A 23,591-nucleotide genomic window follows, 5' to 3' on the forward strand; every position below is an offset into this window, starting at 1 on the left:
GAGCCACAGGGTCTTAGGCGAAAGTCGGGCCGATCAAATCGATTCGGTCGGTACAGAACCCGTCCACGCCCCAGGACAGGATCTCTCGGCCCCGATCGGGATCGTTGACGGTGTAGCAAAACAGCCCGTAGCCGGCCGCCTTGATCTGCGCCGCCAGCTCCCGGGTCAAGTGCTTCTGGTTGGTGTGGATGGCCACGGCGCCCAGCTCGCGCGCCTGCGCCTGCCAGTCGGCGGGGATGCGGTCCAGCAGGTAGCCGCGCGGCAGCTCGGGCGCCACATCGCGGGCTGCCGCCAGGGCGTCGAAGCTGAACGAGGACAACAGGGGAACGGCGGCCGGATCGCCCGCCGCGATCTCGGCCGCGTAGTGCTCGCGTGTTATTTTTGCAACCCAACTACCGGTCTCGCGCTCGAAACCGTCGGCCGGCTTGATTTCCACGTTCATCCAGATGCGTTGCTGCTTGCAATAATCGATGAACTGGGTGAAAAATGGCACCGGCTCATCGCGAAATTGCGGCCCGAACCAGCTGCCCGCGTCCATGCCGGACAGCTCGATGGCGTCGGTCCCGGCCACGCTGCCCTGCCCCGCCACCGTGCGGCCGAACTCGGGATCGTGCATGACCATGCCGATGCCGTCGCGCGACAGCATGACGTCGAACTCGACCGCGTGAAAGCCATAGGCCAGGCCGGCGCGCAGGCCGGCGACGGTGTTTTCCGGCGCCAGCGTGCCGCCGCCGCGGTGTGCAACGATTTTTGGGTAAGGCCACATGGTGGATGCCTCGAAAGCAGTAATGGACACGATGTCAACATTATCACGAATGCGGGACGCGGCAAATAGGCGGCGCTGGGCAGGCCGGCTGCTGCCGACGTTGCTGGTACTGCTCGCCCTGCTGCCCGGCGCGCCCGCCGCCGGCTCCGCGCAGGACGCCGCCTTGACCCAGCAACTGATCATCGCCCGCGCCGCCCAGGTGTACGCCGCCCGCCTGGACGAGCATGTGCTGGACGGCGACGCCCGCTTCGCCGCCCGCGTCAACGCCGTCGCCGCGACACTGATCGCCCGCGCCAGGCGCGACTATCCCGACACGGCAAGCTGGGCCTGGGAAGTCCACACCACCAACGACCCCGACCAGAACGCCGACTGCATGGCGGGCGGCAAAATCCTGGTCAGCCAGGCCTATGTGCAGCGGCTGGAACTGGGCGACGCCGAGCTGGCCATGCTGCTGGCCCACGAAATCGAGCACGCCGCCCTGCACCACAACCTGAAGGAGTATGAGCAGGCGCTGAAGCTGGCGCCGCGCTGGGCCGGGCGCCCCTTCATGGAACTGGAGCACGCGGTCGACCACGACAGCGAGCTGATCGACCAGCTGGCGCCCACCAACTACGCCCAGGAAGTCGAAGCCGATCGCGAAGGCATGCTGCTGGCCTGGCGCGCCGGCTGGCCGGCGGCGCAGCTGGCGGACTATTTCAAGAAAATGTACCGGGGCAGCGTGCATCCGCGGCGCAGCAAACCCGACTACCCATCGCCGCAGCTGCGCTGGCAGGCCGCGCGCGAACTGGCCGCCACCTTGCAAAAAAATTATGTGCAAGCGCCGACTGAGCCACTACACTAGCGGCCTGATCGGATTACTCAAAAGGTTGCACTCATCATGACAGCTCCAAAAGCGCTAGGCCACATCCGCGTCCTCGACCTCAGCCGCGTGTTGGCCGGACCGTGGTGCTCGCAGAATCTGGCCGACCTCGGCGCCGACGTCATCAAGATCGAACGGCCCGGCAGCGGCGACGACACCCGCGCCTGGGGCCCGCCCTATGCCAAGGACGCCGAAGGCCAGGACACCACCGAAGCGGCCTACTACCTGGCCGCCAACCGCAGCAAGCGCTCGGTCACGATCGACATCGCCAGCGCCGACGGCCAGGCCCTGATCCGCGAACTGGCCAGCCACTGCGACGTAGTGCTGGAAAACTTCAAGGTCGGCCAGCTCAAGCGCTACGGCCTCGACTATGAATCGCTGAAGGCCATCAAGCCCGACCTGGTCTACTGCTCGGTGACCGGCTTCGGCCAGGACGGCCCCTACGCGCACCGCGCCGGCTACGATTTCCTGATCCAAGGCATGGGCGGCCTGATGTCCGTCACCGGCGAGCGCGACGACCTGCCCGGCGGCGGCCCGCAGAAAGCCGGCGTGGCGCTGACCGACCTGATGACCGGCATGTACGCCACCATCGCCATCCTCGCCGCGCTGACGCACCGCGATCGCAGCGGCGAAGGCCAGTACATCGACATGGCGCTGCTGGATGTGCAGGTGGCCATGCTGGCCAATATGGGCAGCAACTACCTCAACAGCGGCAAGCCGCCCAAGCGCTGGGGCAACGCGCATCCGAACATCGTGCCGTACCAAACCTTCCAGTGCGCCGACGGCTACATCATCGTCGCCACCGGCAACGACGGCCAGTACCAGAAGTTTGTCGAAACCGGCGGCCGCGCCGACCTGGCCACGCACGAACGCTACGCCACCAACCCGCTGCGCGTGCAGCACCGCGACGAGCTGGTGCCGCTGCTGGCCGAGATGGTGCTGGCGCAGCCGCGCGATTTCTGGATCGACCAGCTGGAAGCGGTCGGCGTGCCGTGCGGCCCGATCAACAACCTCGACGACGTCTACAGGAATCCGCAAGTGCTGGCGCGCGAACTGGTGATGGAGGTGCCGCATCCGACAGCCGGCAGCACCAAGCTGGTGCGCAGCCCGATGAAGATGTCGCTCACGCCAACCGACAACGCGGTCGCGCCGCCGCTGCTGGGCCAACACACCGACGAGATCCTGCTCGGCCTGCTGGGCCAGAGCGACAACGACATCGCCGCCTTGCGTGCGCAAGGAGTGCTGTGATGGACAAGCTGATCGCGGAACTACAGCGGCTGTACCTGCTCGACGACCAGGAGTGCTTCCCGGCCGGCACGCTGACGCCGCAGATGCTGGCACAACACCTGGGCGGCGAGAAGACCGGCGCCATCAACCTGGTCTCGGACAACGGCCTGGTGCGCGCGATGATCGTCGACTTCAACCGCATGGGCGACGCCCCGGCCCTGCAGCACTGGGACCGCCTGTGCGGCGTGGCGAACGCGCTGCAGGATCAGCTGAGCTTGCCGGCGCCGGCGGTCAGCATCAGCGGCGGCAACGGTTATTCCTTGTGGCTGTCGCTGGCGACGCCGGTGCCGCTGAATCAGGCCCAGCAGTTCTTGCACCTGCTGCGCAAGACCTACTTCCCCGACATACAGAACGAAGAGATCGGCCTGCGTCCCGACACCCTGACCAGCACGACGGCCGAGCTGCCGCCTTGTTTGCACATGGCCAGCGGCACCTGGGCCGCCTTCATCAATCCCGGCATGGGCGCCTCGTTTGCCGACGAATCGGGATTGGAAATGATGCCGCCCTACGCCGCGCAAGCCGCGTTCCTGGAGGGTCTGCAAAGCATCAGCGACAAGCAGTTCACGCACGCCATCACCACCATGCACCCGCCGCACGGCAAGGAGCGTGCGCACAAACCGGCGGCGCCGGCAGCGCATGTCGCCCCGGCCGGCCTGCTGTTGAAAGACGCGACGCTGGAAGACATCATTCAGCACCTGCATGCCAAAAACATCGAGCCGACATTCAGGCATATGATTCCAAAAGACTCAGTCTTTTGAACGTTTCCGCCTCCGATCGGCACGAATCATTTCCGCCCTCATAGCTCGGATGGCGCCGGTTATCGGAAGAAAATAGAGCCGTAAACTTTCCTTGAACATGCGCCACGCATAACTTTCTTTTTTGTGATCTGCAGGGTTGTTCATTTTCGAACTCCTTTCACAAAATCCCAGCTCTGAAAAAGCAGGGAGATAAAAAATAGTAGCATGTCCAACAACAGGAACAAGGCAATACTGCAAAGCAGGTGAACCACTTGGGTCTTGGTGGCTTGTTTGTGATCCATCACATTCACAGGCCGCCGCGAAGGCGGCCCGCCTCCGTGTAGTTACGAACTGATGCGCATATCCCGCTTGAGCTCCAGAACTTGCCCATGCATATAGCTCACCGCGCCACGCATGTGCGACGACAGATGCGGGACGTTGATGCAGACCTGCCGGGCGCGCTCGGACAGCCGCTCCATTTCGCGCATCAGCTTGTGGATGCGCAGCTGGTCCTGGGACAACAGCACCTCCTTCGCCGTATCGGATTGCCGGTCCAGTCGCTGAATACTGTCGCGCAGTTCGCCGGGCACCTGGCGCTCGGCCGAACAGGCTTGCGCAGCCTGCCCTATCGCTTGTTCCAACAAATGAAACCGATGTTGGATGTCGTTCGCTTGCAGCATGATGTCTCCCTCCTCTGTTTTCTCCGGCACAGACGTGCCCAGAAAGTTCGACAGTGGAGGCCGGCGCCGGTTTCTGCAGACGAAACGCTAACCCATGGAGCGCTGATGCAGATCAGTGGGCGGTCACATTTAGCCGCCGCAAACCGGCAGCGACAGTGCCTGCAACACATCACCCTTGTCCGTCTGCACGAAAGCGCTGATGCCCAGCCTGCTGGCCGCGGCACCCGCCGGCAGCGCCAGCGTCCGGCTGACGACCGCGCCGCCCGACATCAACGGCACCGGCGCCAACCACTCGCGCACCACGAAATCATGACGCAACAAGCGGCCGCTGTTCTCGCCCGCCTTCACCTGGCTGGCCACACCGTTCTCAACCAACGCGACGAACAGCTTGCCTTCATGCGCCGACCTGGCCGTCACGCTGACCGCCAGTCCGCCCGCGCCGGACGCGTCCAGCGTGATGCCGATGTCGGCCTGCGCCGCCAGGCCATTGATGCGCTTGACCGTGTCCGCCACGCCGCGCGGCCAGCCGCGCTGCTCCTTGCCGCCGACAAAAATCTCCGGCGTGTAGATGGTGCGCGAGCCGGCCAGGTCGCTCAGCCAGCGCTGGCGCTCGGTGTAAGCCTTGCTGGAAAACGGATCTTTCCAGCCGATGTAGTTCCAGTAGTCGACATGCTCGGACAACAGCACCGCCTGCTGCGCCGTCACGCCGTCCGCGCGCAAGCCGCTGACATAGCGGTCGGCCGGCGGACAGCTGCTGCATCCCTCGGAGGTGTACAACTCCAGCAAGGCGATACGATATGCAGGGCTCTGCGCGCTGCAACCGGCGGCCAGCGCCGGCGGAATATTCAGCGCAGCCGCAGCGGCCAGGCTCAGGATGAAATGCTTCACGGCGTCTCCAAGGCGGTAAGTGGTGTCCCTTGGTCGCGCCGCCGGCGGCAAACTTACAAGCTTTGTAAGGACTTGTGACAAAATTAACAGTTTTCCAATTTACAAGTTATCCTGCGGCATGCTCAGATATCGACCACGCCACCTGCCGGGAATGCTCATCACCGGATTGCTGCACATCGCGATCATCTACGCATTCATGCAGCGCCAGCATGCCGCCGACATTCCGCGCGCGCCCCGCGAGGCGATGCAGTGGCTGCTGCCGATGGCGCGGCCAGCAGCCAAGAGCCCGCCCAAGCCGCAGGTCAAATCCGAGCCTCAGGCCAAGGTCGCGCCGACGCCGAAAGCTATCACGCTTCCAGCCGTCGACGTAAGCCCGTCACCGCCGGCAATCGCGCCAACGCCAGCCAGCATCCCCGACGATCCCTTCGCCCAGGCGCCCGTCGCGCAACGGCCGCCAAGCGCCAGCGACATCCTGAACCAGGCCAGGCTGGACGTGAGAAAAATCGACAAGGAATTGCGCGCGGCCTACCCGGAACGCGCTCCGGTGCCGCCGCCGGACAGCAAGCAGGCCCGCCTGGAACGTGGCATCGACGCCGCCCACGAAGCCGTGCCGCCGAAATGGTACCAGGCCGCAAAGATCATCGAACTGAGCACACCGGACGGCGAAAACAAAACACGCACCTACAAAATCGTCACCGCCATCGTCACCTACTGCATCAACATCCACCCGGACGGCAGAAGGTCCTATGCCAACTGCCCGCGTTGACTAACGCTCGGCCTGTCCCAGTGGCGCCAGGCGACGCAGGCGCAGCGCCACCATGAACGCCAGGCCCAGGAAGCCGCTCAACACCAGCACCACGCCGGGCCAGCCATCGCGCGCCCACATCACGCCGGTGGCCGAGCCGACCACGCTGGAACCGAGGTAATAGAAAAACAGATACAACGCCGACGCCAACGCCTTGTTGGTGGTGGCGCGCCGCCCCACCCAGCTGCTGGCGATCGAGTGCGAGGCGAAGAAGCCGTAGGTGAACATCGCCACGCCAAACACGATCAGAGGCAAGCAGTTCGACAAGGTCAGCAGCAAGCCGGCGATCATGATGGTCATCACCGCCCACAGCACATGACGGCGGCCGTAACGGTCCGCCAGGCGCCCGGCCCACACCGAACCATAAATCCCCAGCAGATACAGGAACGACACCGCACCCACCAGGCTCTGGCTCAGGTGAAACGGCGCGGCCAGCAAGCGATAAGCGATGTAGTTGTACAGGCTGATAAAACTCCCCATCAGCAAAAAGGACAGCGAGAACAGCCACGGCAAGCCGGCATCGGACAGATGCAATTTAAGGCCGGCCGGGAAACTACGCCAGCCGCTGCGCACCGCCACGAAATGCCGCGACGCCGGCAGCGAACGCCAGAACTCCCAGGCCGCCAGCAGCCCGGCCACGCCCACCGCCGCCAACGCCATCCGCCAGGAAAAATGATCGCTCAGCACCGACGCGATCACCCGCCCCGACATGCCGCCAAACGCGCTGCCGCTGATGTACAGCCCCATCGACAGGCCCAGCGAGCCAGGTTCCATCTCCTCGCCCAGATAGGCCATGGCGATCGCCGGCATGCCGCCCAGCGCCACGCCCAAGGCGGCGCGCATCAGCAGCAACTGGCTGTAGCTCTGCGCAAACGCGCACAAGATCGTCAGCAGCGCCGAGATCACCATCGCCGCCACCATCAGCGGCTTGCGCCCGATCCGCTCCGACACCGCGCTCGACGCCACCAGCGACACCGCCAGCGCCCCGGTCGACACCGACAGCACCATGCTGCTCTGGGCCGCGCTCAGCGCGAACTCGTGCGACAGCACCGGCATCAGCGGCTGCACGCTGTACAGCAATGCAAACGCCGAAAAGCCGCCGAAGAACAGCGCGCGGCTGCTGCGTTTGAATTCGGGACTGCCGACGGCGATGTGCGGCACAGGAAGGGATGGCGCGGAACAAACGGGTAGTGCGGCGGCGCTCAACGACATGGTGGTGATCTCTTCAGAGGTACGATGTCTTCATCTTAGGATTGCAACGAATCACTGTCCAATATATATTTAAGCCGTTACTCATACTTTAAAAAGATAACCCAGATGGAACTCCGCCACCTGCGCTACTTCGTCGCCGTCGCCGAGGAGCTCAGTTTTACCCGCGCCGCCGAGCGCCTGCACATCGGCCAGCCGCCGCTGAGCCACCAGATCCAGATGCTGGAAGCCGAAGTGGGCGCTCAGCTGCTGGAGCGCAGCAAGCGCTGGGTGCGCCTGACGGAAGCGGGCAAGCTGTTCCTGGACGACGCCCGCCGCGTGCTGTCGCTGTCCGAGCAGGCGGTGCAGACCGCGCGCCGGGCCGAGCGCGGCGAGGCCGGCGAGCTGCGGGTCGGCTTCACCTTCTCCACCCCGCTGACGCCGCTGTTCGCGACCGTGGTCAACCGCTACCGCCAGCGCTATCCGGGCGTGACGCTGACCTTGCGCGAAATGTCGACGGTGCCGCAGATCGACGCCATCGCCGCGCGCGAACTGGATCTGGGATTGGTGCGTCCGCCGGAAGTGGCGGTGTCCGACGCGGTCGAGATGACGGTGCTGCGCCACGATCCGCTGACGCTGGTGCTGCCGCTGGCACACCCCCTGGCTAAGCAGAAGGCGGTCGCCATCAGCGACCTGCAGGGCCTGCCGTTCGTGATGTATCCGAAGACGGCCGGCACCGGGATTTATCATCAGATTTTCCGGCTGTGCCGGGCGGCCGGCTTCATGCCGACGATCGCGATGGAGGCGAACGAAGCGTCGACCATCATTGGTCTGGTGGCGGCCGGCTGCGGCATCTCGGTGCTGCCGAGCTCGTTCGACATCATCCACATGGGCGGCGTCTGCTACCGCCCGCTGGCCGATCCGGAAGCCAACACCACCTTGCTGCTGGCGCAGCGCAAGGATGAAAGCTCGCCGCTGGTGGCGGCCTTCGTCGCGGTGGCGACGGAGGCCGCCGCCGCTTAATTGTAATCGGCGTCCAGCTCGGAGCCGGCATAGTTTTCCAGTTCCGCGAACAGCGTTTTCATCGCCGTGCGGCCTTTGATGTTCTGGATCACCGTGCAGCCGGTGCGATAGCTGGCGATGCGGTCCAGCAGCACCGGGTGATGCTGCACCGGCACCTTGGCCACCAGCGCCGCCCAGCCCTCTTCGTAATCCGGCTTGGACTTGCGCACCGACTTGACGAAGCGCTCGAACTCCTTCTGTCCGGTGCGCGCCACCACGCGGCCGCCACCTTCGATGGCGAAGATGATGGACAGCGCGATCACGCCCTCCGCGTTGAGGTCGGTGTCGTTGACCGGGCCTTCGCTGTGGTGGCGGCGCAGCCAGCCGGCCAGGCGCACCACGGCCTGCACTTCCTTGCGCTGTTTGAGCAGCACTTCGTAGCGCTCCATGCCGTTCCAGTTCTGGTTCGGATCGGTCTGGCACAGGTCGACGAACAGGTCGCGCAGGCGCCGCGCCGAATACACCGGATCGGTATCGTACTCGCCGACCAGGGAGTCCTCCGGCAAGGCCGACAATTCCTTGATCAGGCGGAAGCCGATCTGGAACGCATGCTCGGCGCCGTGCTCGATCAGGAAGTCCAGCGCCGCCAGGTCGCCCTCGTGCATCAGCGCGTGGTCCAGCCCCAGCGACACGCCGCCCACCGTCAGCTGCAAGGCTTTCTGGATGCCGTCGGCGGTGCGGTCGTTGGTGAACTTCTCGGCCACCATGGCGGTGATGCCGGTCAGTTCATCGGCCAGCGAATAGGCGGCCTCGTCGTCCGGGTGGGCCGCCAGTTGCTGGATGGCGCGGGTCAGGCGCGGTAAATTTTCTACGACAATTGCTGGCAGCATGTATCAGTTATCCATCACGAGAAAATGCCGGTGCCCAGGCTGCGGCGCGAACCAGGCTTGGCGGCGCTGCGCGTGGACGGTACCTGCTTGCGCAAGCGGTACAGCAATTCCTTGGTGGAGCGCTGCAGGAAGTTCGGCTCGTCGTCCGGGTCGTCGCTGAACTCGGCGTCGGCCAGGTCGGCGCTGTGGCGGAACTCCGGGAACAGCTCGAACAGCGCGCGGTCCCAGCCGTCTTCCGAGGCTTGCGCCAGCAGGATGGCCAGCGGAACCACGTCGTTGTCGGACGAAGTCTGGCCGGTCAGGTAGGGGCCCTTGGAGATGATCTCGCCGGCCACTTCCAGGATTTCCTTCGGCGCCATCGAGAACAGGATGGCGAACGCGGTCGAGCCGTGGTCGGTGGCCGAAGCGGCCGCCAGCAGTTCCTTGCGGCGCTCTTCGTCGTCGGTGGAGAACACGATGCCGTGGATGTGGGCGAACAGCGATTCGGCGATGCGCTCCGGATCGTCCTCGATCTGGTCGTCCGGCCAGGTCGCGGCGAAGAAGGCCAGGCTGTCGGCCCAGGCCTTGGCCGGCACCAGCAGCGTCGCCAGCGACATCTTGCCGCCGTCGAAGCCGGCCAGGTGCAGCGCCGTCACCTGCGGCGGGATGTTGTTGAGCACGTCCACCACCGCCAGGTCTCCGAACTGGTCGGCCGCGTCGGCGAAGGCTTGTTCGGCATGGCCCAGCGAACCGGCCAGCACCAGCTCGGTCACTTGCTTGCTCAGCGCCGGCAGATTACTTTTTTCAGTCATGGTCAGTCTCCATCCTGATCGAACATCTGGGCGAAGTCGTCGGTCGCCTGGTCTTCGTCGTTGACATCGTCGCCGTCGTCGTTGGCCGACAGCTGGTCCAGCGACTGGTCGTCGTCGTCCCACTTGCGCGGATGCTTGAACAGGAAGGCGGTGATGATGGCCTGGCGGCCCAGGTCCGGCAGGTTCTCTTCCAGCGCCGCGTACATGCGCGCCGCTTCCTCGCCCTTGCACGAGGCCATCGCGAACACGCGGCCGGCGTCGCCGAACTCGTAGTCTTCCGCCTCGGCCAGCAGGCCTTTCGGGTTGTTGAACTCGATGTGGTCGACCAGCGCGAACGCCAGCATGTTGACGTCCTCGATGCCGCCGCCGCTGGCGTACTCGGACACCAGCGCGTCTATCATGCGCTGGTAGTTCTTGCGGTCGGGCGGGTCGCCCAGGATGCCATCGATCTGGCCTTCGAGCTCGCGCGATTGATAGGCGAACTCAGGGTGTACTTTTCTGGACATTGCTTGCTTTCTGATGAATGTGGCCGGCTCAGGCCGGTGGCAGCACGGTGCCATGCAGGTTGAACACCGCACGCCACAACTGGTACGCTTCCGCTTCCGGGTCGATGATGATGCGATGGTTCACGCGCTGGTTGTATTCCTCGCGCTTGACCGGATCGGACAGGATTTCATAGGCCTTGGTGATGGCCTTGAAACGCGCTTCCGCGCCGGGCGTCTGGTTGCGGTCCGGGTGGAAGCGCATCGCCAGCGAGCGGTAAATCTTCTTGATCTCGTCGTCGGTGGCGTTAGGCGCGACACCCAGCGTGTTGTAGTAATTTTCCATTTTGGAAACTCCGGGCCGTGATGCCGAAACAATTAAAGACGAATTATACCCGTGTGGCAGCCCCCTTTTCCGCCTCAGGCCGCCGCAACGCAGCATTTCCGCCGCTGTCATAGGGGGGATACGGTAAAATGCCCTTCACTCGAACTTTTGCAAAGCCAACTTTTCAGATGAGCAACGACAAAAACAGCCCAACGCCCGTCCTGACCTCCAACTTCCTGCGCGCCATCGTCGAATCCGACCTGGCGGCCGGCACCCACGTGCGCGAGGGCATGCCGAGCGTGATCACCCGCTTCCCGCCCGAGCCGAACGGCTACCTGCACATCGGCCACGCCAAATCGATCTGCCTGAACTTCGGCCTGGCGCGCGACTACCAGGGCCGCTGCAACCTGCGCTTCGACGACACCAACCCGGCCAAGGAAGAGCAGGAATACGTCGACACCATCATCGACAGCGTCAAATGGCTGGGCTTTGACTACGACTACCCTGCCGCCAACGGCGGCGTCGAGCACCATCTGCACTACGCGTCCGACTACTTCGACCAGCTGTACGCGATGGCCGAGTACCTGATCGAGCAAGGCCATGCCTACGTCGACAGCCAGTCGGCCGACGAGATGGCGGCCAACCGCGGCAATTTCAACACGCCGGGCAAGAATTCGCCGTTCCGCGACCGTCCGGCCGCCGAATCGCTACAGATCTTGCGCGACATGAAGGCCGGCAAATACGCCGACGGCGAGCACATCCTGCGCGCCAAGACCAGCGAGGACGCCATGTCCTCGCCCAATATGAACCTGCGCGACCCGGCCATCTACCGCATCCGCCACGCCCACCACGTGCGCACCGGCGACGCCTGGTGCATCTACCCGATGTACGACTACACGCACCCGATCTCGGACGCGCTGGAGAACATCACCCATTCGATCTGCACGCTGGAGTTCCAGGACCACCGCCCGTTCTACGACTGGCTGCTGGAAACCCTGTCGGCGGGCGGCTTCTTCAAGCTGCCGGTGCCGCGCCAGTACGAGTTCTCGCGCCTGAACCTGACCTACGTCGTCACCAGCAAGCGCAAGCTGCGCCAGCTGGTGGAAGAGAACATTGTCGACGGCTGGGACGACCCACGCATGCCCACCATCGTCGGCCTGCGCCGGCGCGGCTACACGCCGGAGGCGATCAAGCTGTTCTGCGAACGCATCGGCGTGACCAAGGCCGACGGCTGGATCGACATGAGCACGCTCGAAGGCTGCATCCGCGAAGACCTGGACCCGAAGGCGCCGCGCGCCACCGCCGTGCTGCGTCCGCTCAAGCTGATCATCGACAACTATCCTGAAGGCCTGAGCGAGGAATGCAGCTCGCCGGTCCACCCGCACCACCCGGAAATGGGCGTGCGCACCTTCCCGATCACGCGCGAGCTGTGGATCGAGGAAGAGGACTTCATGGAAGTGCCGAGCAAGGGCTATTTCCGCTATGCGCCACCGGTCGACGACAAGCCGGGCAGCCGCGTGCGCCTGCGCCACGGCTATGTGACCGAATGCACCGGCTACGACAAGGATGAAAACGGCAAGGTCATCGCCGTCCACGTCAACTACTTCCCGGATTCGAAATCGGGCACGCCGGGCTCGGACAACTACAAGGTCAAGGGCAACATCCACTGGGTTTCCGCCGCCACCGCGCTGGAAGCCGAAGTGCGCCTGTACGACCGCCTGTTCACCGACGCCAACCCGGACGCCGGCGGCAAGGACTTCATCTCGCTGCTGAACCCGAACGCCAAGGAAGTCATCACCGCCTGGCTGGAGCCGGGCATGAGCGCGGCCCAGCCGGACCAGCGCTTCCAGTTCGAGCGCCACGGCTACTTCGTCGCCGACCGCGTCGATTCCACGCCAGGCAAGCCGGTGTTCAACCGCATCGTCACGCTGAAAGACAGCTGGGTCGCCAAGTAAGCGCCACCGAGACGACCCGCCACAACTGCCAAGGCCGGTGCCTCCCGATGGGAGGCGCCGGCCTTTTGCATCGCCGGCGATGGCAAAACGTCCAGGACAAATAGCAAAATAACAAATTTACTTGACTAGCATCGTCAAAGTTTCCTATATTCAGCCTACATCCGGCCCCAGGAGTTGCTTCTAGCAATCGATATGGTAGCGTTACTTGCGCAAAAACAACTGTTTTCTCCGACCAAGCCGGTGTGGTGGGCTGGCGTCCTGCTATCGTTGGGGATCGGTGCGCTGTTCTATGTGATGGTCTACAAAACCATCGAACACGATGCCGCCGAGCGCTTCACGCAGCAGGCCCGCAACGCCCAGTACAACATCACCTCGCGCATCAACGCCTATACCGACGTGCTGCGCGGCACCGCCAGCTTCTTCGACGCCAGCGACCGGGTCGACCGCGCCAGCTTCCACCGCTATGTCAACGGACTGGACCTGGGACAGCAATTTCCCGCGCTCGACAACATCAACTTCACGCAGCGCGTCACCGACGCCCAGCGCGACGCCTTCGAGCGCGCCGCCGCCCGCAGCGGCGACGGCCAGCCGGACGGCTACCCGAACTTCACCATCAAGCCCGCCGGCCGGCGCGACGAGTATTCGGTGCTGACCATGATCGAGCCGATCGCCCCCTACCGCCATCGGCTCGGCATCGACATCAGCGCCAGGGAGCAGGCCGCGCGCGCCATCGTGCTGGCGCGCGACACCGGCCAGCTGATCACCTCCGGCATGCCGATCGAAAACACCCGCAATTCCCAGGGCTGGGCGCTGGCGATGCGCCTGCCGCTCTACCGCAAGGACGTGCCGCTCACCGACGTGGCGCAACGCCGGGCGGCCTACATCGGCTCGGTGGGCATAGGCTTTAGCGTGCCGCGCCTGGTGCGCGCGGCCATGGACCAGATGCAGGTGCGCGAAGTGCACCTGATGTTGTACGACGATGGCAGGAACGCCGACGGCAGCGTCTCGCCGCTCACCCTGCTGTACGACAACAGCGCCACCGCGCGCCACGCGGCGCACCGAGACGACCAGTTCGCCATCGTGCTGCCGCTGGACTTCAACGGCCGACAATGGTCGGCCCATTTCAGCGCGCCCAAGGCGGTCTGGTACAGCCGCTTCGACGCCTTCCTGCCGTGGCTGGCCATGGCGTGCGGCTTTGTCGGCTCGCTGCTGTTCTACCTGCTGTTCCACACGCTGTCGTCGTCGCGCATGCGCGCCATCAAGATGGCCAAGGCCATGACCAAGGAGCTGCGCGACAGCCAGGCCAAGCTGCAACTGTCGCACCACAAGCTGCGCCAGCTGGCGGCCCACGCCGACCAGATCAAGGAGCAGGAACGCAAGCGCATCGCCCGCGAAATCCACGACGACCTGGGCCAGAACCTGCTGGTGCTGCGCATCGAGGCCGACCTGCTGGCCTCGCGCACCCGGCAAAACCACCCGCGCCTGCATGCGCGCGCGCGCAGCACGCTGACCCAGATCGACAGCACCATCAAGAGCGTGCGCCACATCATCAACGACCTGCGGCCGACCGTGCTGGACCTGGGCTTGAACGCGGCGGTGGAATGGCAGATCGCCCAGTTCCGCCAGCGCTCCGGCATGGTCTGCGAACTGATCGAGCACCAGAGCGACATCCGCATCGACGACCGCTGCGCCACCGCCTTCTTCCGCGTGCTGCAGGAATCGCTGAGCAACATCTTGCAGCATGCGCGCGCCAGCCTGGTGCGGGTCGAGCTGTGCCAGGCCGGCGGCATGCTCAGCATGACCATCAGCGACAACGGCGTCGGCCTGCGCGAGAGCAGCCGCAACAAAGTCGGTTCCTTCGGCCTGGTCGGCATCGAAGAGCGCATCAGCCTGCTCGGCGGCCATTGCGCCATCACCGGCGGCCACAACGCCGGCACCACGGTCACGATTTCCGTGCCGGTCGATTACGTGCCGCCGCCGGGGGCCGACGACTACCAGCTCGCCACCCGCCTGGCGGCCGACGCGCCAGCGTAATTGGCTGCGTTCGCGTCGGCACATTCCCAATACCGTAGGACCTTCCTGACAAAGCTTGAGAAAAATCAAAGTGCTCTGCTGGCGCTGGGCAAGAATTGCATTTGTTCTATTTTTTCAACCCGCCTCATCAACCCAAAGGAAATGCCATGAACGTCATCAATGCCCTGGACCTGGAACCGATCAAAGTCAAGCTGATGCACAAAGAGTCTGGCGAAGGCTGGTCGCTGGAACGCGCCAACGCCATCGAAACCGAGTATCGCCGTTTCCTGTTCCTGATGAAGCAGTTCCCGAATGAGCAGACCGCGCCGCTGGTCGACGTCGATACCTTCTGGCACTACCACATCCTGGACACGATGAAATACGCCGTCGACTGCGACGCCGTGTTCGGCTATTTCCTGCACCACTTCCCCTACATCGGCCTGCGCGGCGAGGACGACCTGATGGCGCACGAGCGTCTCGGCCATCGCATGCAGGAATTGTATGAGGCGACCTTTGGCGAGTCCTACCTGCGCGGCGCCGCGCATCAGGACGTGGCCTACTCGGCAGCCCCAGGCGCGACGGCTTACTCGGCTGCGCCTGGCGTTGCCGCCAACACCGCCTATTCGGCCGCTCCCGGCGTGGCCGCCAAAACGGCGTACTCGGCCGCCCCTGGCGTGGCCGCCAACACTGCCTACTCGGCCGCTCCGGGCGTTGCCGCCAACACCGCCTACTCGGCAGCTCCTGGCGTTGCCGCCAACACCGCCTACTCGGCCGCTCCTGGCGTCGCCGCCAAGACCGCGTATTCAGCTGCTCCTGGCGTTTCCGCAAAGACTGCCTACTCGGCCGCCCCTGGCGTTGCCGCTCAAACCGCGTACTCGGCCGCACCTGGCGTTTCGGCAAAGACCGCCTACTCGGCCGCGCCAGGCGTGACGGCCTATTCGGCCGCACCAGGCAAGGTGACGGAAGGCTTGCAGACGGCAGCCGACGCCGGTGCGATCATCGAGCAGGCCCGCGTCGCCAGCTTCTACAGCGACCGTCCGCGCCTGGCGCCGTCGGCCTGAGCACTGGCGTTTGCGCCACACATGGCGAAGCGAACAGGCGGGCTGCTCAAATAAGTGGCATACTCTGGGGATATTTATGGATGATGGGAGTTCATCATGGCTGTCAATACCGTAGCTTCCAGTACTGCCGCCGTACAAGCGACGCCGCCCCGCCAGCCTGAGCCGGTGAAGGCGGCGGACAAACCCGCCGAACGCGTCACGCCGCCGGCGCCGCCGCAAGTGGCAGCCGCGCCGACCGTCAACACCAGCGGCCAGCGCATCGGCACCACCATCAGCACGTCGGCCTGAGCACCAGGCCAACGGCGAGACCAACCAAGCCGCATAAGACAACGGCGCGTGACCGAGAGGTCCGCGCCGTTTTCTTTTACGACAGGCCCGTCATCAGGCCGCCATCAATTCGCGCAGCTCGCGAATGCTGAAATCACTGATCTCGTGCATGCGGATCAGGATGGTCGCGCCGATAGGCAGCGTGTTGTGACGGATTTTGCTGATGACCGGTGGCGCTACTTCCAGTGCGCGGGACAGGGCGGCATCGTTTTTCAGTTGCAACTTCTCGATGATGGCGTCCAGCACGCGATTTGGGTTGTAGGTCGGCGATGCGGTGATTTCTTTGATAGACATAATGTTTTTAAGTAGGTTCTGGCCGTCTTAGTCAAAAAACGACACATGGGTAAAAAAAATTTTTAGCTCTATTACCAATGAAGCACTACAAAACACAGTCATTTATACCGGTTTTTAGTGCTTAGCCGAGATAATACACGTTTACGTTAACGAACGGCTAACTCATCAGACATTTCTGTGAGATTTAGAGAGATTTTACCCCTATTTCTTGTGCTAGGAAGATATTTGTTGCGAGAAAAGGTATAAATATTGGTAAAGTTAGCGGGAACGGCTGAGGCCGGCGGCACGAAAACACCATTCAACGGCCATCAAAGCGGCCAGTTGGGCGATAGAGCCTGGGAAGAGAAGTGAGGAAGAAGCGAGGAAGTCGATGTCGCGCGAGTTGTAGTACCAGCCCAGCTGGCGACGGATCTCGTCCGGCGTAGGCGGAGGACGGCGGTCGCACTCGCGCTGGTGCATATAGGCGCGAACCTGCTCCTTGCTGGGATGGGAAGTGGCTGTCATACCCATGGCTCCTTCGTGAGATGGCTAACAATATCGTATCATGTGCAGACTTGATTGATATAGCTCATACAAATTGCGTTGCCATTTTGGCACAAACCCCACGGCAACGACTTGCACTAGTGCAATTTCTTCCCCGTCTTTACTTGTTTTTACAAATACTCCCATGACCTACGAAGAATTCCTCGACGAAGTAACGACGCTGCTTCACGAAATCTATGACCTCGACGACGCCGCCGCCATCAAGCTGGTGGTCGACGCCCAGGACGCCGAATATTTCGTGGCGCACGATAACGATCCCGAACTGCGCACGCCGGAACAGGCCCGCAAGGACGCCGTCGCCCTGCACGAAGCCAAGCAGAACAAAGTCCAGACCCAGAAGAAGCAGCAACAGCGCGTGCAGCAGAAGAAGCGCCCGCCGCGTGCCTGATCAGCCCTTCAACATCTGCGCCACGGTGGCGTAGCGCAGCCGCACGCCCAGCTCGCGCTTGATGCGGCCGTTGCTCAGCCGCCGCGACTCCGACATAAACGACAGCAAGGCCGGCGTCACCACTTTCTGCAACTCGGCGCGCACCAGGCGCGGCGGGCGCGGCAGCTGGAAGGCGTCCGCCACCGCGTCGAAATACTCCGCCATCTTCATATCGCTATCGTCCACCGCGTGATACACCCGGTTGGGCAAGGCGCGGAACAGTGCGCGCGCGATGATGGCGGCCAGGTCGTCGGCATGGACGTGGTTGGTGTACACATCCTCGGCCTCGACCAGCGCCGCCGTGCCCGCCTGCAAACGCTTCAACGGCAGGCGGTCGGCGGCATAAATTCCCGGCACCCGCAGGATCGACAATTGCCCGCCGGCGCGCCGCGCCCAGCCCCGCAACACCTGCTCCGCGTCCACCCGGCGCACGGCGCGCGCGTTGCGCGGCGCCACCGGACGGCTCTCGTCAAACAACGCTCCGCCACAATCTCCGTAGACGCCGGTGGTGCTGACATAAACCAAGCGGGCGTGCTCAGGTAAAATGGCGGTCAGATTGCGCGTGCGCCGGTCCAGCGCGCCCTCGGCGGGCGGCGGCGCCAGGTGCACGATATGGTTAGCCAGGCCGGCCAGGCGCCGCAACGTGGCAGGCTGATCCAGGTCGGCCACCAGCGGCACGGCGCCCAGCGCGCGCAATTCGGCGCAGCGCGACGGCTGGCTGGTGGTGGCGAACACGCGAAAATACGGACGCAACAGCGGCACCAGCCGCATGCCGACATCGCCGCAGCCCACGATCAACAGGCGCGGCAGCTTGAATTTTTGATTAGTAAGTTTTTTCATTGAAGGATTGTATGACGTTTCAAATCACTGTACAGCCCAGCGGCCATCAATTCAGCTGCGAACCAGACGAAACCGTGCTGGCCGCGGCCATGCGCGCCGGCGTCGGCCTGCCCTACGGCTGCAAGAACGGCGCATGCAGTTCCTGCAAAGGCAAAGTCCTTTCCGGTTCGGTCACACACAAGGCCCACCAGGAGCGCGCGCTGACCAAGGACGAGGAAGCGGCCGGTTACTCGCTGTTCTGCTGTGCCACCGCGCAAGGCGACCTGGTGATCGAAGCGCGCGAAGTGGCCGGCAGCGACGACTACCCGATCCGCAAGATGCCGTCGCGCGTGGCGACGCTGGAAAAACTGGCGCCGGATGTGATCGTCATGACGCTGCAACTGCCGGCCAACGAGACGCTGAAATTCCGCGCCGGCCAGTACATCGAATTCATGCTGCGCGACGGCAAGCGCCGCAGCTACAGCCTGGCCTCGCCGCCGGACCAGGATCAGCCACTGAGCCTGCACATCCGCCACATGCCGGGCGGCCTGTTCACCGAACAGGTGTTCAGCACCCTGAAGGAACGCGACATCCTGCGCTTCGAAGGCCCGATGGGCACCTTCTTCGTGCGCGAGGACAGCGACAAGCCGATGGTGCTGCTGGCCTCCGGCACCGGCTTCGCTCCGATCAAGGCCATCATCGAGCACCTGCGCGCGCAGGACTCGCAGCGTGCCATGACCTTGTACTGGGGCGGCCGCCGCCCGCAGGACCTGTACATGGACGCGCTGTGCCGCCAATGGGAAGCGATCCTGCCGAACTTCAGCTACGTGCCGGTGATCTCGGCCGCGCAGCCGGAAGACCACTGGAGCGGCCGCACCGGCTTCGTGCACGCCGCCGTCATGGCCGACCTGCCCGACCTGTCCGGCCACCAGGTGTATGCCTGCGGCGCGCCGATCGTGGTCGATTCCGCCAAGCGCGATTTCGTCGCGCAATGCCGATTGCCGGAGGATGAATTCTACGCCGACGCCTTCACCACCGAAGCCGACATCAACCAGCCCTAAGCATCATCTCCACCGGGAGCAGGCAGGGATGCGGAGTCCCAGGCTCGGGGCGGAGCCCCCAGCTCCTCCCCCCTGAAAGCTCAAATGACCAGACCCAGCAACGGCTTCAGCGTCCTGCGCCACCGTAACTTCGCGCTCTACCTTTCCTCCCGCACCCTCGCCACCCTGGCGGTCCAGATGCAAAACGTCGCCATCGGCTGGCAAGTCTATGCGCTGACCCACAACCTGTTCGACCTCGGCCTGATCGGCCTGGCGCAGTTCGCGCCCTTCCTGCTGCTGATCCTGTTCGCCGGCCACGCCGCCGACCGCTACGACCGCCGCAACCTGATCGCGCTGACGATGGGCGCGCAACTGCTGTGCGGCTTGATGCTGCTGGGCTTCACCATCGCCGGGCTCGGCGCCGTGTGGCCGGTGTTCGCCGTGCTGGTGCTGTTCGGCAGCGCGCGCGCCTTCATGGGGCCGGCCACGCAAGCCATCCTGGTCAACCTGGTGCCGGCAGAGAGCTTCAGCAAGGCCGTCGCGTTGAGTTCGTCGAGCTTCCACGTCGCCGTCATCCTCGGCCCCACGCTGGGCGGCCTGCTCTACCTGGCCGGGCCGAAAACGGTTTATATGATTTCCTCGACGCTGCTGGTGGCGGCGGTGGTGATGATGTCGCTGGTCAAGTCGGTCAAGCAGCCCAGCAACCGCGAGCCGGCCACCTGGCACACGGTGCTCGAAGGGCTGCGCTTCGTCTGGTCCAAGCCAGTGGTGCTGGGGGCCATCTCGCTCGACCTGTTTGCCGTGCTGTTCGGCGGCGCCACCGCGCTGCTGCCGGCGCTGGCGCACGACGTGCTGCAGGTCGGCCCGACCGGCCTGGGCATGCTGCGCACCGCGCCCGGCGCCGGCGCCGCCCTGTGCTCGATCGCGCTGGCCTTCTTTCCCATCACGCGCCGGGTCGGCCTGTGGATGCTGGGCGGCGTCGGCGTGTTCGGCGTCTGCACGCTGGTGCTGGGCGCCACCGCCAGCTTCGTCGTCGCGCTGGCGGCGCTGTTCCTGATGGGCGCCGGCGACATGATCAGCGTCTACGTGCGCCACCTGCTGGTGCAGTACGAAACGCCGGACGCGATACGCGGCCGCGTCAGCGCCGTGAACTCGGTGTTCATCGGCGCCTCGAACGAGCTGGGCGAATTTGAATCCGGCCTGACCGCCGGCTGGATGGGCCTGACGCGCGCGGTGCTGTTCGGCGGCGCCGCCACCCTGGCCGTGACCGGCGCCTGGGCCGTGCTGTTCCCTGTACTGTCGCGCATGGACCGTTTCCCACATGAGGACAAACAATGAGCGAGGTTAAGCCATGAGTCTACGCATACCACTGCCGGGCATCATCCACAGCCGCCCTCACCTGAGCCTGGCGGTGGCGCTGGGCGCCCTCGTCGGGCCGCTGCTGCCGCAAAGCTGGCCGCTGCTGGCGCGCCTGCTGACGGGCTGGAATATCGCCGTCTGGTCCTATCTGCTGATGATGGGCTGGATGATGGTGCGCGCCGACCAGCACGACATCAAGCGCGCCGCCTGCCGCCAGGACGAAAAGGGGCCGGTGATCCTGGCCACGCTGTCGGTGGCGATCATGATCAGCCTGGCGGCCATCATCTCGCAACTGTCGGCGCTGAAAGACCTGAAGGCCAGCGACATGGCGCTGCACTATGGCTTCGTGGTGCTGACGCTGACCGGTTCGTGGTTCATGATCGGTGTGATGTTCTGCTCGCACTACGCGCATCTGTACTACATCAAGGATGACGGCGAACGGCCGCTGCAATTTCCGGACGAGCAGCTGGTGCCGAACTACTGGGATTTCCTGTATTTTTCATTCACGATCTCGGTCGCGGTGCAGACCTCGGACGTGGCCGTGCGCGGCCGCGCCATGCGCCAGGTGGTGCTGGGGCAATCGGTGCTGTGCTTCTTCTACAACCTGGCCATCCTTGGGCTGTCGATCAACATTGCCGCCTCGCTCATCAATGCTTAGAGACTTAACGAGAACATAAGAAGAAAAGGAGTAATATTGAATTGCAGTTCAACAAACAGGAGCAAGCTTATGCAAATCAATATCAATGCCGACAAAACCATCGACCGCCACGCCGGTCTGGATGAACATGTACAAACGGTCGTGAGCAATGCCCTCCACCGCTTCGGCGAGCAGATCACCCGCGTCGAAGTCCACCTGAGCGACAACCTGGTGCAGAAATCGGCCGACGGCGACAATCGCTGCCTGATGGAAGCCCGCGTCACCGGCTATCAACCGATCGCCGTCAGCGATCACGCCGCCACGCTGCACCAGGCCATCGGCGGTTCGGCGGACAAACTCAAGCGCGCCATCGACAGCGCCCTGGGCCGCCTGCATGACAAAGACAAGCGTCACGCCAACGGCGCCGTGGCGGCCGAAGCCGACGCAGAAGACACCGAATAATTCTGACATGGGCGGAGCTAGCGCTGTGCTAGCTCCCGCAAATACCGCAAGCCTTGCAGCGCCCTGCTGCCATACCACGACATCATCTCCCCATCGACCAGCAGCACCGGCTTGCCGATCTGTTTTTCCAGCGCATCCGCATGGGCTTCCGTGAAGCGATACGGTTCGCTCGACAACAACACCCCATCCACCTGCGCGATCAGTTCCGACGACCATTCGAAACGCGGATAACGCGCCTCGCCCAGTTCCGGCATGCTCCAGCCGATTTCCTCCAGCATGCGGGCGATGTAGGTGTCGCGCGAGACCGTCATCCACGGGTCCTGCCAGATGCAGTACAACATCGTCTGCGGCCGGCCCGGCGGCATGGCGCGCAGCAGCGCATATTCCGCCTCGAACGCCGCGCACCAGTCGGCCGCCGCCTGCTCGCGGCAAAACACGCCGCCCATCAGGCGCGCCAGATCCAGGTTATCGCGCGGACGCAGCGGATGGGTGACCACGATATTCGGGATGAACTCCGCCAGCAGCTCGACGGTCGGCTTCTCGTTCTCGTCGATATTGACCACCAGATGGGTCGGCGCCAGCTTGCGGATTTTTTCGATATTCACATCCTTGGTGCCGCCGATCTTGGGGATGGCCCGCACCACCTCGGCCGGATGGATGCAGAAGCCGGTGCGCCCCACCAGCTGCCCGGCCAGTCCCAGGTCGCACAGCAGCTCGGTAATCGACGGCACCAGCGAGACGATGCGCGCGTGCGGATCGGCCTGGTGCGGTGTGCCGATCGCGTCGGTATATTCCATGTTGTCATCCAATGTAAGCAATGCGACATTGAAGCATCTGCGGATACAACGTGCAACAACTGCGGGGACGAAATTTACACGCGATGCAGGGCAGTTCAGCTATGATTGCTGTGCTTGCCCATCAGCATCCTGAAAGACCATTTTGAAACAAATCAGCACATTCGGCGCCTCCCGCTACCAGATCAGCGACTTGCAGTTGCTGCGCAACGCCGATGACGACACCGCCATCGCCAAACTGCTGGCGCCCTGCCCCGTGATGCAGCTGGAAGCCGGGCAAGCGGTCACCGATTCCAGCCGCGCCCGCCTCTACATCGTCTTGAGCGGCGCGCTGTCGGTCGCCACCGACACCCGCACCGGCATGGCCGACGGCACCGTCAGCAAGATACTGCCGGGCGAAAGCGTGGGTGAACAATCGGTGCTGGACGAGGAAGCCAACCTGTCGAGCATCACCGCGCTGGAACAGAGCGAAGTGCTGGTGATCGAGGCCGACATCGTCTGGAAGCTGATCGACGAATCGAATGTGCTGGCGCGCAACCTGCTGCGGCTGCTGTCCTTCCGCATCCGCGCCGCCAACGCGCAGCTGCGCCGGCGCCAGAAGCTGGGCGAGTTCTACCGCCAGCTGTCGATGATCGACGGCCTGACGGGACTGTACAACCGCGCCTGGCTCAACGACCTGCTGCCGACCATGATCGCCACCGCGCAAGGCTCGCACGCGCCGCTGGCGCTGATCATGATCGACCTCGACCACTTCAAGCGCTTCAACGACAGCCACGGCCACCTGGCCGGCGACCAGGCCTTGCGCACGGCCGCGCACGTGCTCAGCAGCGCGCTGCGGCCAACGGATTTCGCGGTGCGCTACGGGGGCGAGGAAATGATGGTGCTGTTGCCGGACACCAGCGACAAGGTGGCGGTGGCGGTGGCCGAGCGCCTATGCGAGCGCATGCAGCAGGCGGTGGTGTTGGCCGACATGCGCGTGGCGCTGCCGCAGATCACGGCCTCATTCGGCGTGGCGACGCTGCAGCCGGGCCAGGACGACCATGCGCTGATCGCCGCCGCCGACGGCGCGCTCTACCGCGCCAAGGACCAGGGCCGCAACCGCGTGGTCCATCACCAAGCTACTGGCCTGGTCCAGCCTTGACCGGGGCCGGGGCCGCCGG

27 protein-coding genes are annotated in these 23,591 nt (G+C 64.2%); 15 read left to right on the forward strand and 12 right to left on the reverse strand.

Annotated features, from left to right (window positions below):
- Positions 1 to 13: 13 nt before the first annotated feature.
- Positions 14 to 766 (reverse strand): glycerophosphodiester phosphodiesterase, encoded by a 753-nt coding sequence (gene ugpQ / locus KVP70_RS04280; protein ID WP_217940848.1) that lies wholly within the window; start codon positions 764 to 766, stop codon positions 14 to 16.
- A 100-nt stretch (positions 767 to 866) separates the two neighbouring features.
- Here ugpQ and KVP70_RS04285 point away from each other — a divergent pair, with 100 nt between their 5' ends.
- From KVP70_RS04285 to KVP70_RS04295, 3 genes are read left to right on the forward strand one after another with little or no spacing between them, the layout of a single operon-like run.
- The gene (locus KVP70_RS04285) at positions 867 to 1,607 is read left to right on the forward strand and encodes a M48 family metalloprotease (protein WP_217940849.1); all 741 of its coding nucleotides are present in this window, start codon (positions 867 to 869) and stop codon (positions 1,605 to 1,607) included.
- A gap of 36 nt (positions 1,608 to 1,643) precedes the next feature.
- The gene (locus KVP70_RS04290; RefSeq protein ID WP_217940850.1) at positions 1,644 to 2,873 is read left to right on the forward strand and encodes a CaiB/BaiF CoA transferase family protein; all 1,230 of its coding nucleotides are present in this window, start codon (positions 1,644 to 1,646) and stop codon (positions 2,871 to 2,873) included.
- Entirely contained in the window at positions 2,873 to 3,670 is a 798-nt protein-coding gene (locus KVP70_RS04295; protein WP_217940851.1) for a hypothetical protein, read from the forward strand. The genes KVP70_RS04290 and KVP70_RS04295 overlap by 1 nt, the downstream gene beginning before the upstream one ends.
- A gap of 323 nt (positions 3,671 to 3,993) precedes the next feature.
- Here the strand turns inward: KVP70_RS04295 and KVP70_RS04300 are convergent, their stop codons facing one another.
- Together KVP70_RS04300 and KVP70_RS04305 are read right to left on the reverse strand one after the other, a co-directional pair.
- On the reverse strand, positions 3,994 to 4,329 hold the full coding sequence (locus tag KVP70_RS04300) for a hypothetical protein (protein WP_217940852.1): 336 nt from the start codon (positions 4,327 to 4,329) through the stop codon (positions 3,994 to 3,996).
- A 129-nt stretch (positions 4,330 to 4,458) separates the two neighbouring features.
- Entirely contained in the window at positions 4,459 to 5,217 is a 759-nt protein-coding gene (locus KVP70_RS04305) for a DUF1223 domain-containing protein (protein WP_262311757.1), read from the reverse strand.
- A gap of 151 nt (positions 5,218 to 5,368) precedes the next feature.
- Here KVP70_RS04305 and KVP70_RS04310 point away from each other — a divergent pair, with 151 nt between their 5' ends.
- The gene (locus tag KVP70_RS04310; protein ID WP_217940853.1) at positions 5,369 to 5,983 is read left to right on the forward strand and encodes a hypothetical protein; all 615 of its coding nucleotides are present in this window, start codon (positions 5,369 to 5,371) and stop codon (positions 5,981 to 5,983) included.
- Here the strand turns inward: KVP70_RS04310 and KVP70_RS04315 are convergent, their stop codons facing one another.
- On the reverse strand, positions 5,984 to 7,234 hold the full coding sequence (locus KVP70_RS04315) for an MFS transporter (RefSeq protein WP_217940854.1): 1,251 nt from the start codon (positions 7,232 to 7,234) through the stop codon (positions 5,984 to 5,986).
- Between the two features lie 105 nt (positions 7,235 to 7,339).
- On the opposite strand from KVP70_RS04315, the gene KVP70_RS04320 reads away from it, so the two are divergent.
- On the forward strand, positions 7,340 to 8,233 hold the full coding sequence (locus KVP70_RS04320) for a LysR family transcriptional regulator (protein ID WP_217940855.1): 894 nt from the start codon (positions 7,340 to 7,342) through the stop codon (positions 8,231 to 8,233).
- Here the strand turns inward: KVP70_RS04320 and KVP70_RS04325 are convergent.
- Genes KVP70_RS04325 through KVP70_RS04340 form a run of 4 tightly spaced genes read right to left on the reverse strand, consistent with a single transcriptional unit; the run spans position 8,230 to position 10,721 of the window.
- Positions 8,230 to 9,102 (reverse strand): hypothetical protein, encoded by an 873-nt coding sequence (locus tag KVP70_RS04325; RefSeq protein WP_217940856.1) that lies wholly within the window; start codon positions 9,100 to 9,102, stop codon positions 8,230 to 8,232. The two genes, KVP70_RS04320 and KVP70_RS04325, sit on opposite strands and share 4 nt — an antisense overlap.
- Before the next feature lie 14 nt (positions 9,103 to 9,116).
- Complete coding sequence (locus KVP70_RS04330) at positions 9,117 to 9,893, reverse strand: hypothetical protein (RefSeq protein WP_217940857.1); 777 nt, start codon at positions 9,891 to 9,893, stop codon at positions 9,117 to 9,119.
- A gap of 2 nt (positions 9,894 to 9,895) precedes the next feature.
- The gene (locus KVP70_RS04335; protein WP_217940858.1) at positions 9,896 to 10,399 is read right to left on the reverse strand and encodes a hypothetical protein; all 504 of its coding nucleotides are present in this window, start codon (positions 10,397 to 10,399) and stop codon (positions 9,896 to 9,898) included.
- Positions 10,400 to 10,427: 28 nt separating this feature from the next.
- A complete protein-coding gene (locus tag KVP70_RS04340) occupies positions 10,428 to 10,721 on the reverse strand; it encodes a DnaJ domain-containing protein (protein WP_217940859.1) in 294 nt (97 codons plus the stop codon).
- Between the two features lie 167 nt (positions 10,722 to 10,888).
- Here KVP70_RS04340 and KVP70_RS04345 point away from each other — a divergent pair, with 167 nt between their 5' ends.
- The 4 genes from KVP70_RS04345 (at position 10,889) to KVP70_RS04360 (ending at position 16,017) form a co-directional block, all read left to right on the forward strand.
- Complete coding sequence (locus tag KVP70_RS04345) at positions 10,889 to 12,655, forward strand: glutamine--tRNA ligase/YqeY domain fusion protein (protein WP_217940860.1); 1,767 nt, start codon at positions 10,889 to 10,891, stop codon at positions 12,653 to 12,655.
- Positions 12,656 to 12,847: 192 nt separating this feature from the next.
- Positions 12,848 to 14,689, forward strand: a complete 1,842-nt coding sequence (locus KVP70_RS04350; protein ID WP_229224589.1) for a CHASE domain-containing protein — start codon at positions 12,848 to 12,850, stop codon at positions 14,687 to 14,689.
- A 146-nt stretch (positions 14,690 to 14,835) separates the two neighbouring features.
- Positions 14,836 to 15,729 carry a UCP032817 domain-containing protein gene (locus KVP70_RS04355; protein WP_217940861.1) on the forward strand — a complete coding sequence of 298 codons (894 nt, stop codon included), beginning with the start codon at positions 14,836 to 14,838 and terminating at the stop codon, positions 15,727 to 15,729.
- 96 nt (positions 15,730 to 15,825) lie between these two features.
- A complete protein-coding gene (locus KVP70_RS04360; RefSeq protein ID WP_217940862.1) occupies positions 15,826 to 16,017 on the forward strand; it encodes a hypothetical protein in 192 nt (63 codons plus the stop codon).
- Between the two features lie 93 nt (positions 16,018 to 16,110).
- On the opposite strand, the gene KVP70_RS04365 is transcribed toward KVP70_RS04360, so the two are convergent.
- A complete protein-coding gene (locus KVP70_RS04365) occupies positions 16,111 to 16,350 on the reverse strand; it encodes a hypothetical protein (RefSeq protein WP_008445950.1) in 240 nt (79 codons plus the stop codon).
- 258 nt (positions 16,351 to 16,608) lie between these two features.
- The gene (locus tag KVP70_RS04370; RefSeq protein ID WP_229224590.1) at positions 16,609 to 16,854 is read right to left on the reverse strand and encodes a hypothetical protein; all 246 of its coding nucleotides are present in this window, start codon (positions 16,852 to 16,854) and stop codon (positions 16,609 to 16,611) included.
- Positions 16,855 to 17,017: 163 nt separating this feature from the next.
- Here KVP70_RS04370 and KVP70_RS04375 point away from each other — a divergent pair, with 163 nt between their 5' ends.
- Positions 17,018 to 17,281, forward strand: coding sequence for a hypothetical protein (locus tag KVP70_RS04375; protein WP_020705386.1), 264 nt, complete (start codon positions 17,018 to 17,020; stop codon positions 17,279 to 17,281).
- Here KVP70_RS04375 and KVP70_RS04380 read toward each other — a convergent pair whose 3' ends face one another.
- Positions 17,282 to 18,160 carry an SDR family oxidoreductase gene (locus KVP70_RS04380; RefSeq protein WP_217940864.1) on the reverse strand — a complete coding sequence of 293 codons (879 nt, stop codon included), beginning with the start codon at positions 18,158 to 18,160 and terminating at the stop codon, positions 17,282 to 17,284.
- Between the two features lie 11 nt (positions 18,161 to 18,171).
- Between KVP70_RS04380 and KVP70_RS04385 the strand changes: the two genes are divergently transcribed.
- The 4 genes from KVP70_RS04385 (at position 18,172) to KVP70_RS04400 (ending at position 21,637) form a co-directional block, all read left to right on the forward strand.
- On the forward strand, positions 18,172 to 19,200 hold the full coding sequence (locus tag KVP70_RS04385) for a CDP-6-deoxy-delta-3,4-glucoseen reductase (protein ID WP_217940865.1): 1,029 nt from the start codon (positions 18,172 to 18,174) through the stop codon (positions 19,198 to 19,200).
- An 84-nt stretch (positions 19,201 to 19,284) separates the two neighbouring features.
- Positions 19,285 to 20,517, forward strand: a complete 1,233-nt coding sequence (locus tag KVP70_RS04390; protein ID WP_217940866.1) for an MFS transporter — start codon at positions 19,285 to 19,287, stop codon at positions 20,515 to 20,517.
- Between the two features lie 13 nt (positions 20,518 to 20,530).
- Positions 20,531 to 21,196, forward strand: a complete 666-nt coding sequence (locus KVP70_RS04395; RefSeq protein WP_217940867.1) for a DUF1345 domain-containing protein — start codon at positions 20,531 to 20,533, stop codon at positions 21,194 to 21,196.
- A gap of 69 nt (positions 21,197 to 21,265) precedes the next feature.
- Positions 21,266 to 21,637: an HPF/RaiA family ribosome-associated protein gene (locus KVP70_RS04400; RefSeq protein ID WP_217940868.1), complete on the forward strand. Its 372-nt coding sequence runs from the start codon at positions 21,266 to 21,268 to the stop codon at positions 21,635 to 21,637.
- 17 nt (positions 21,638 to 21,654) lie between these two features.
- Here KVP70_RS04400 and KVP70_RS04405 read toward each other — a convergent pair whose 3' ends face one another.
- Positions 21,655 to 22,434 (reverse strand): helical backbone metal receptor, encoded by a 780-nt coding sequence (locus KVP70_RS04405; RefSeq protein WP_217940869.1) that lies wholly within the window; start codon positions 22,432 to 22,434, stop codon positions 21,655 to 21,657.
- Positions 22,435 to 22,576: 142 nt separating this feature from the next.
- Between KVP70_RS04405 and KVP70_RS04410 the strand changes: the two genes are divergently transcribed.
- A complete protein-coding gene (locus tag KVP70_RS04410; protein ID WP_217940870.1) occupies positions 22,577 to 23,572 on the forward strand; it encodes a GGDEF domain-containing protein in 996 nt (331 codons plus the stop codon).
- The last annotated feature ends 19 nt before the right edge of the window (positions 23,573 to 23,591 follow it).

The organism is Duganella violaceipulchra, from assembly GCF_019166075.1.
Taxonomy (GTDB): Bacteria; Pseudomonadota; Gammaproteobacteria; order Burkholderiales; family Burkholderiaceae_D; genus Rugamonas; species Rugamonas violaceipulchra.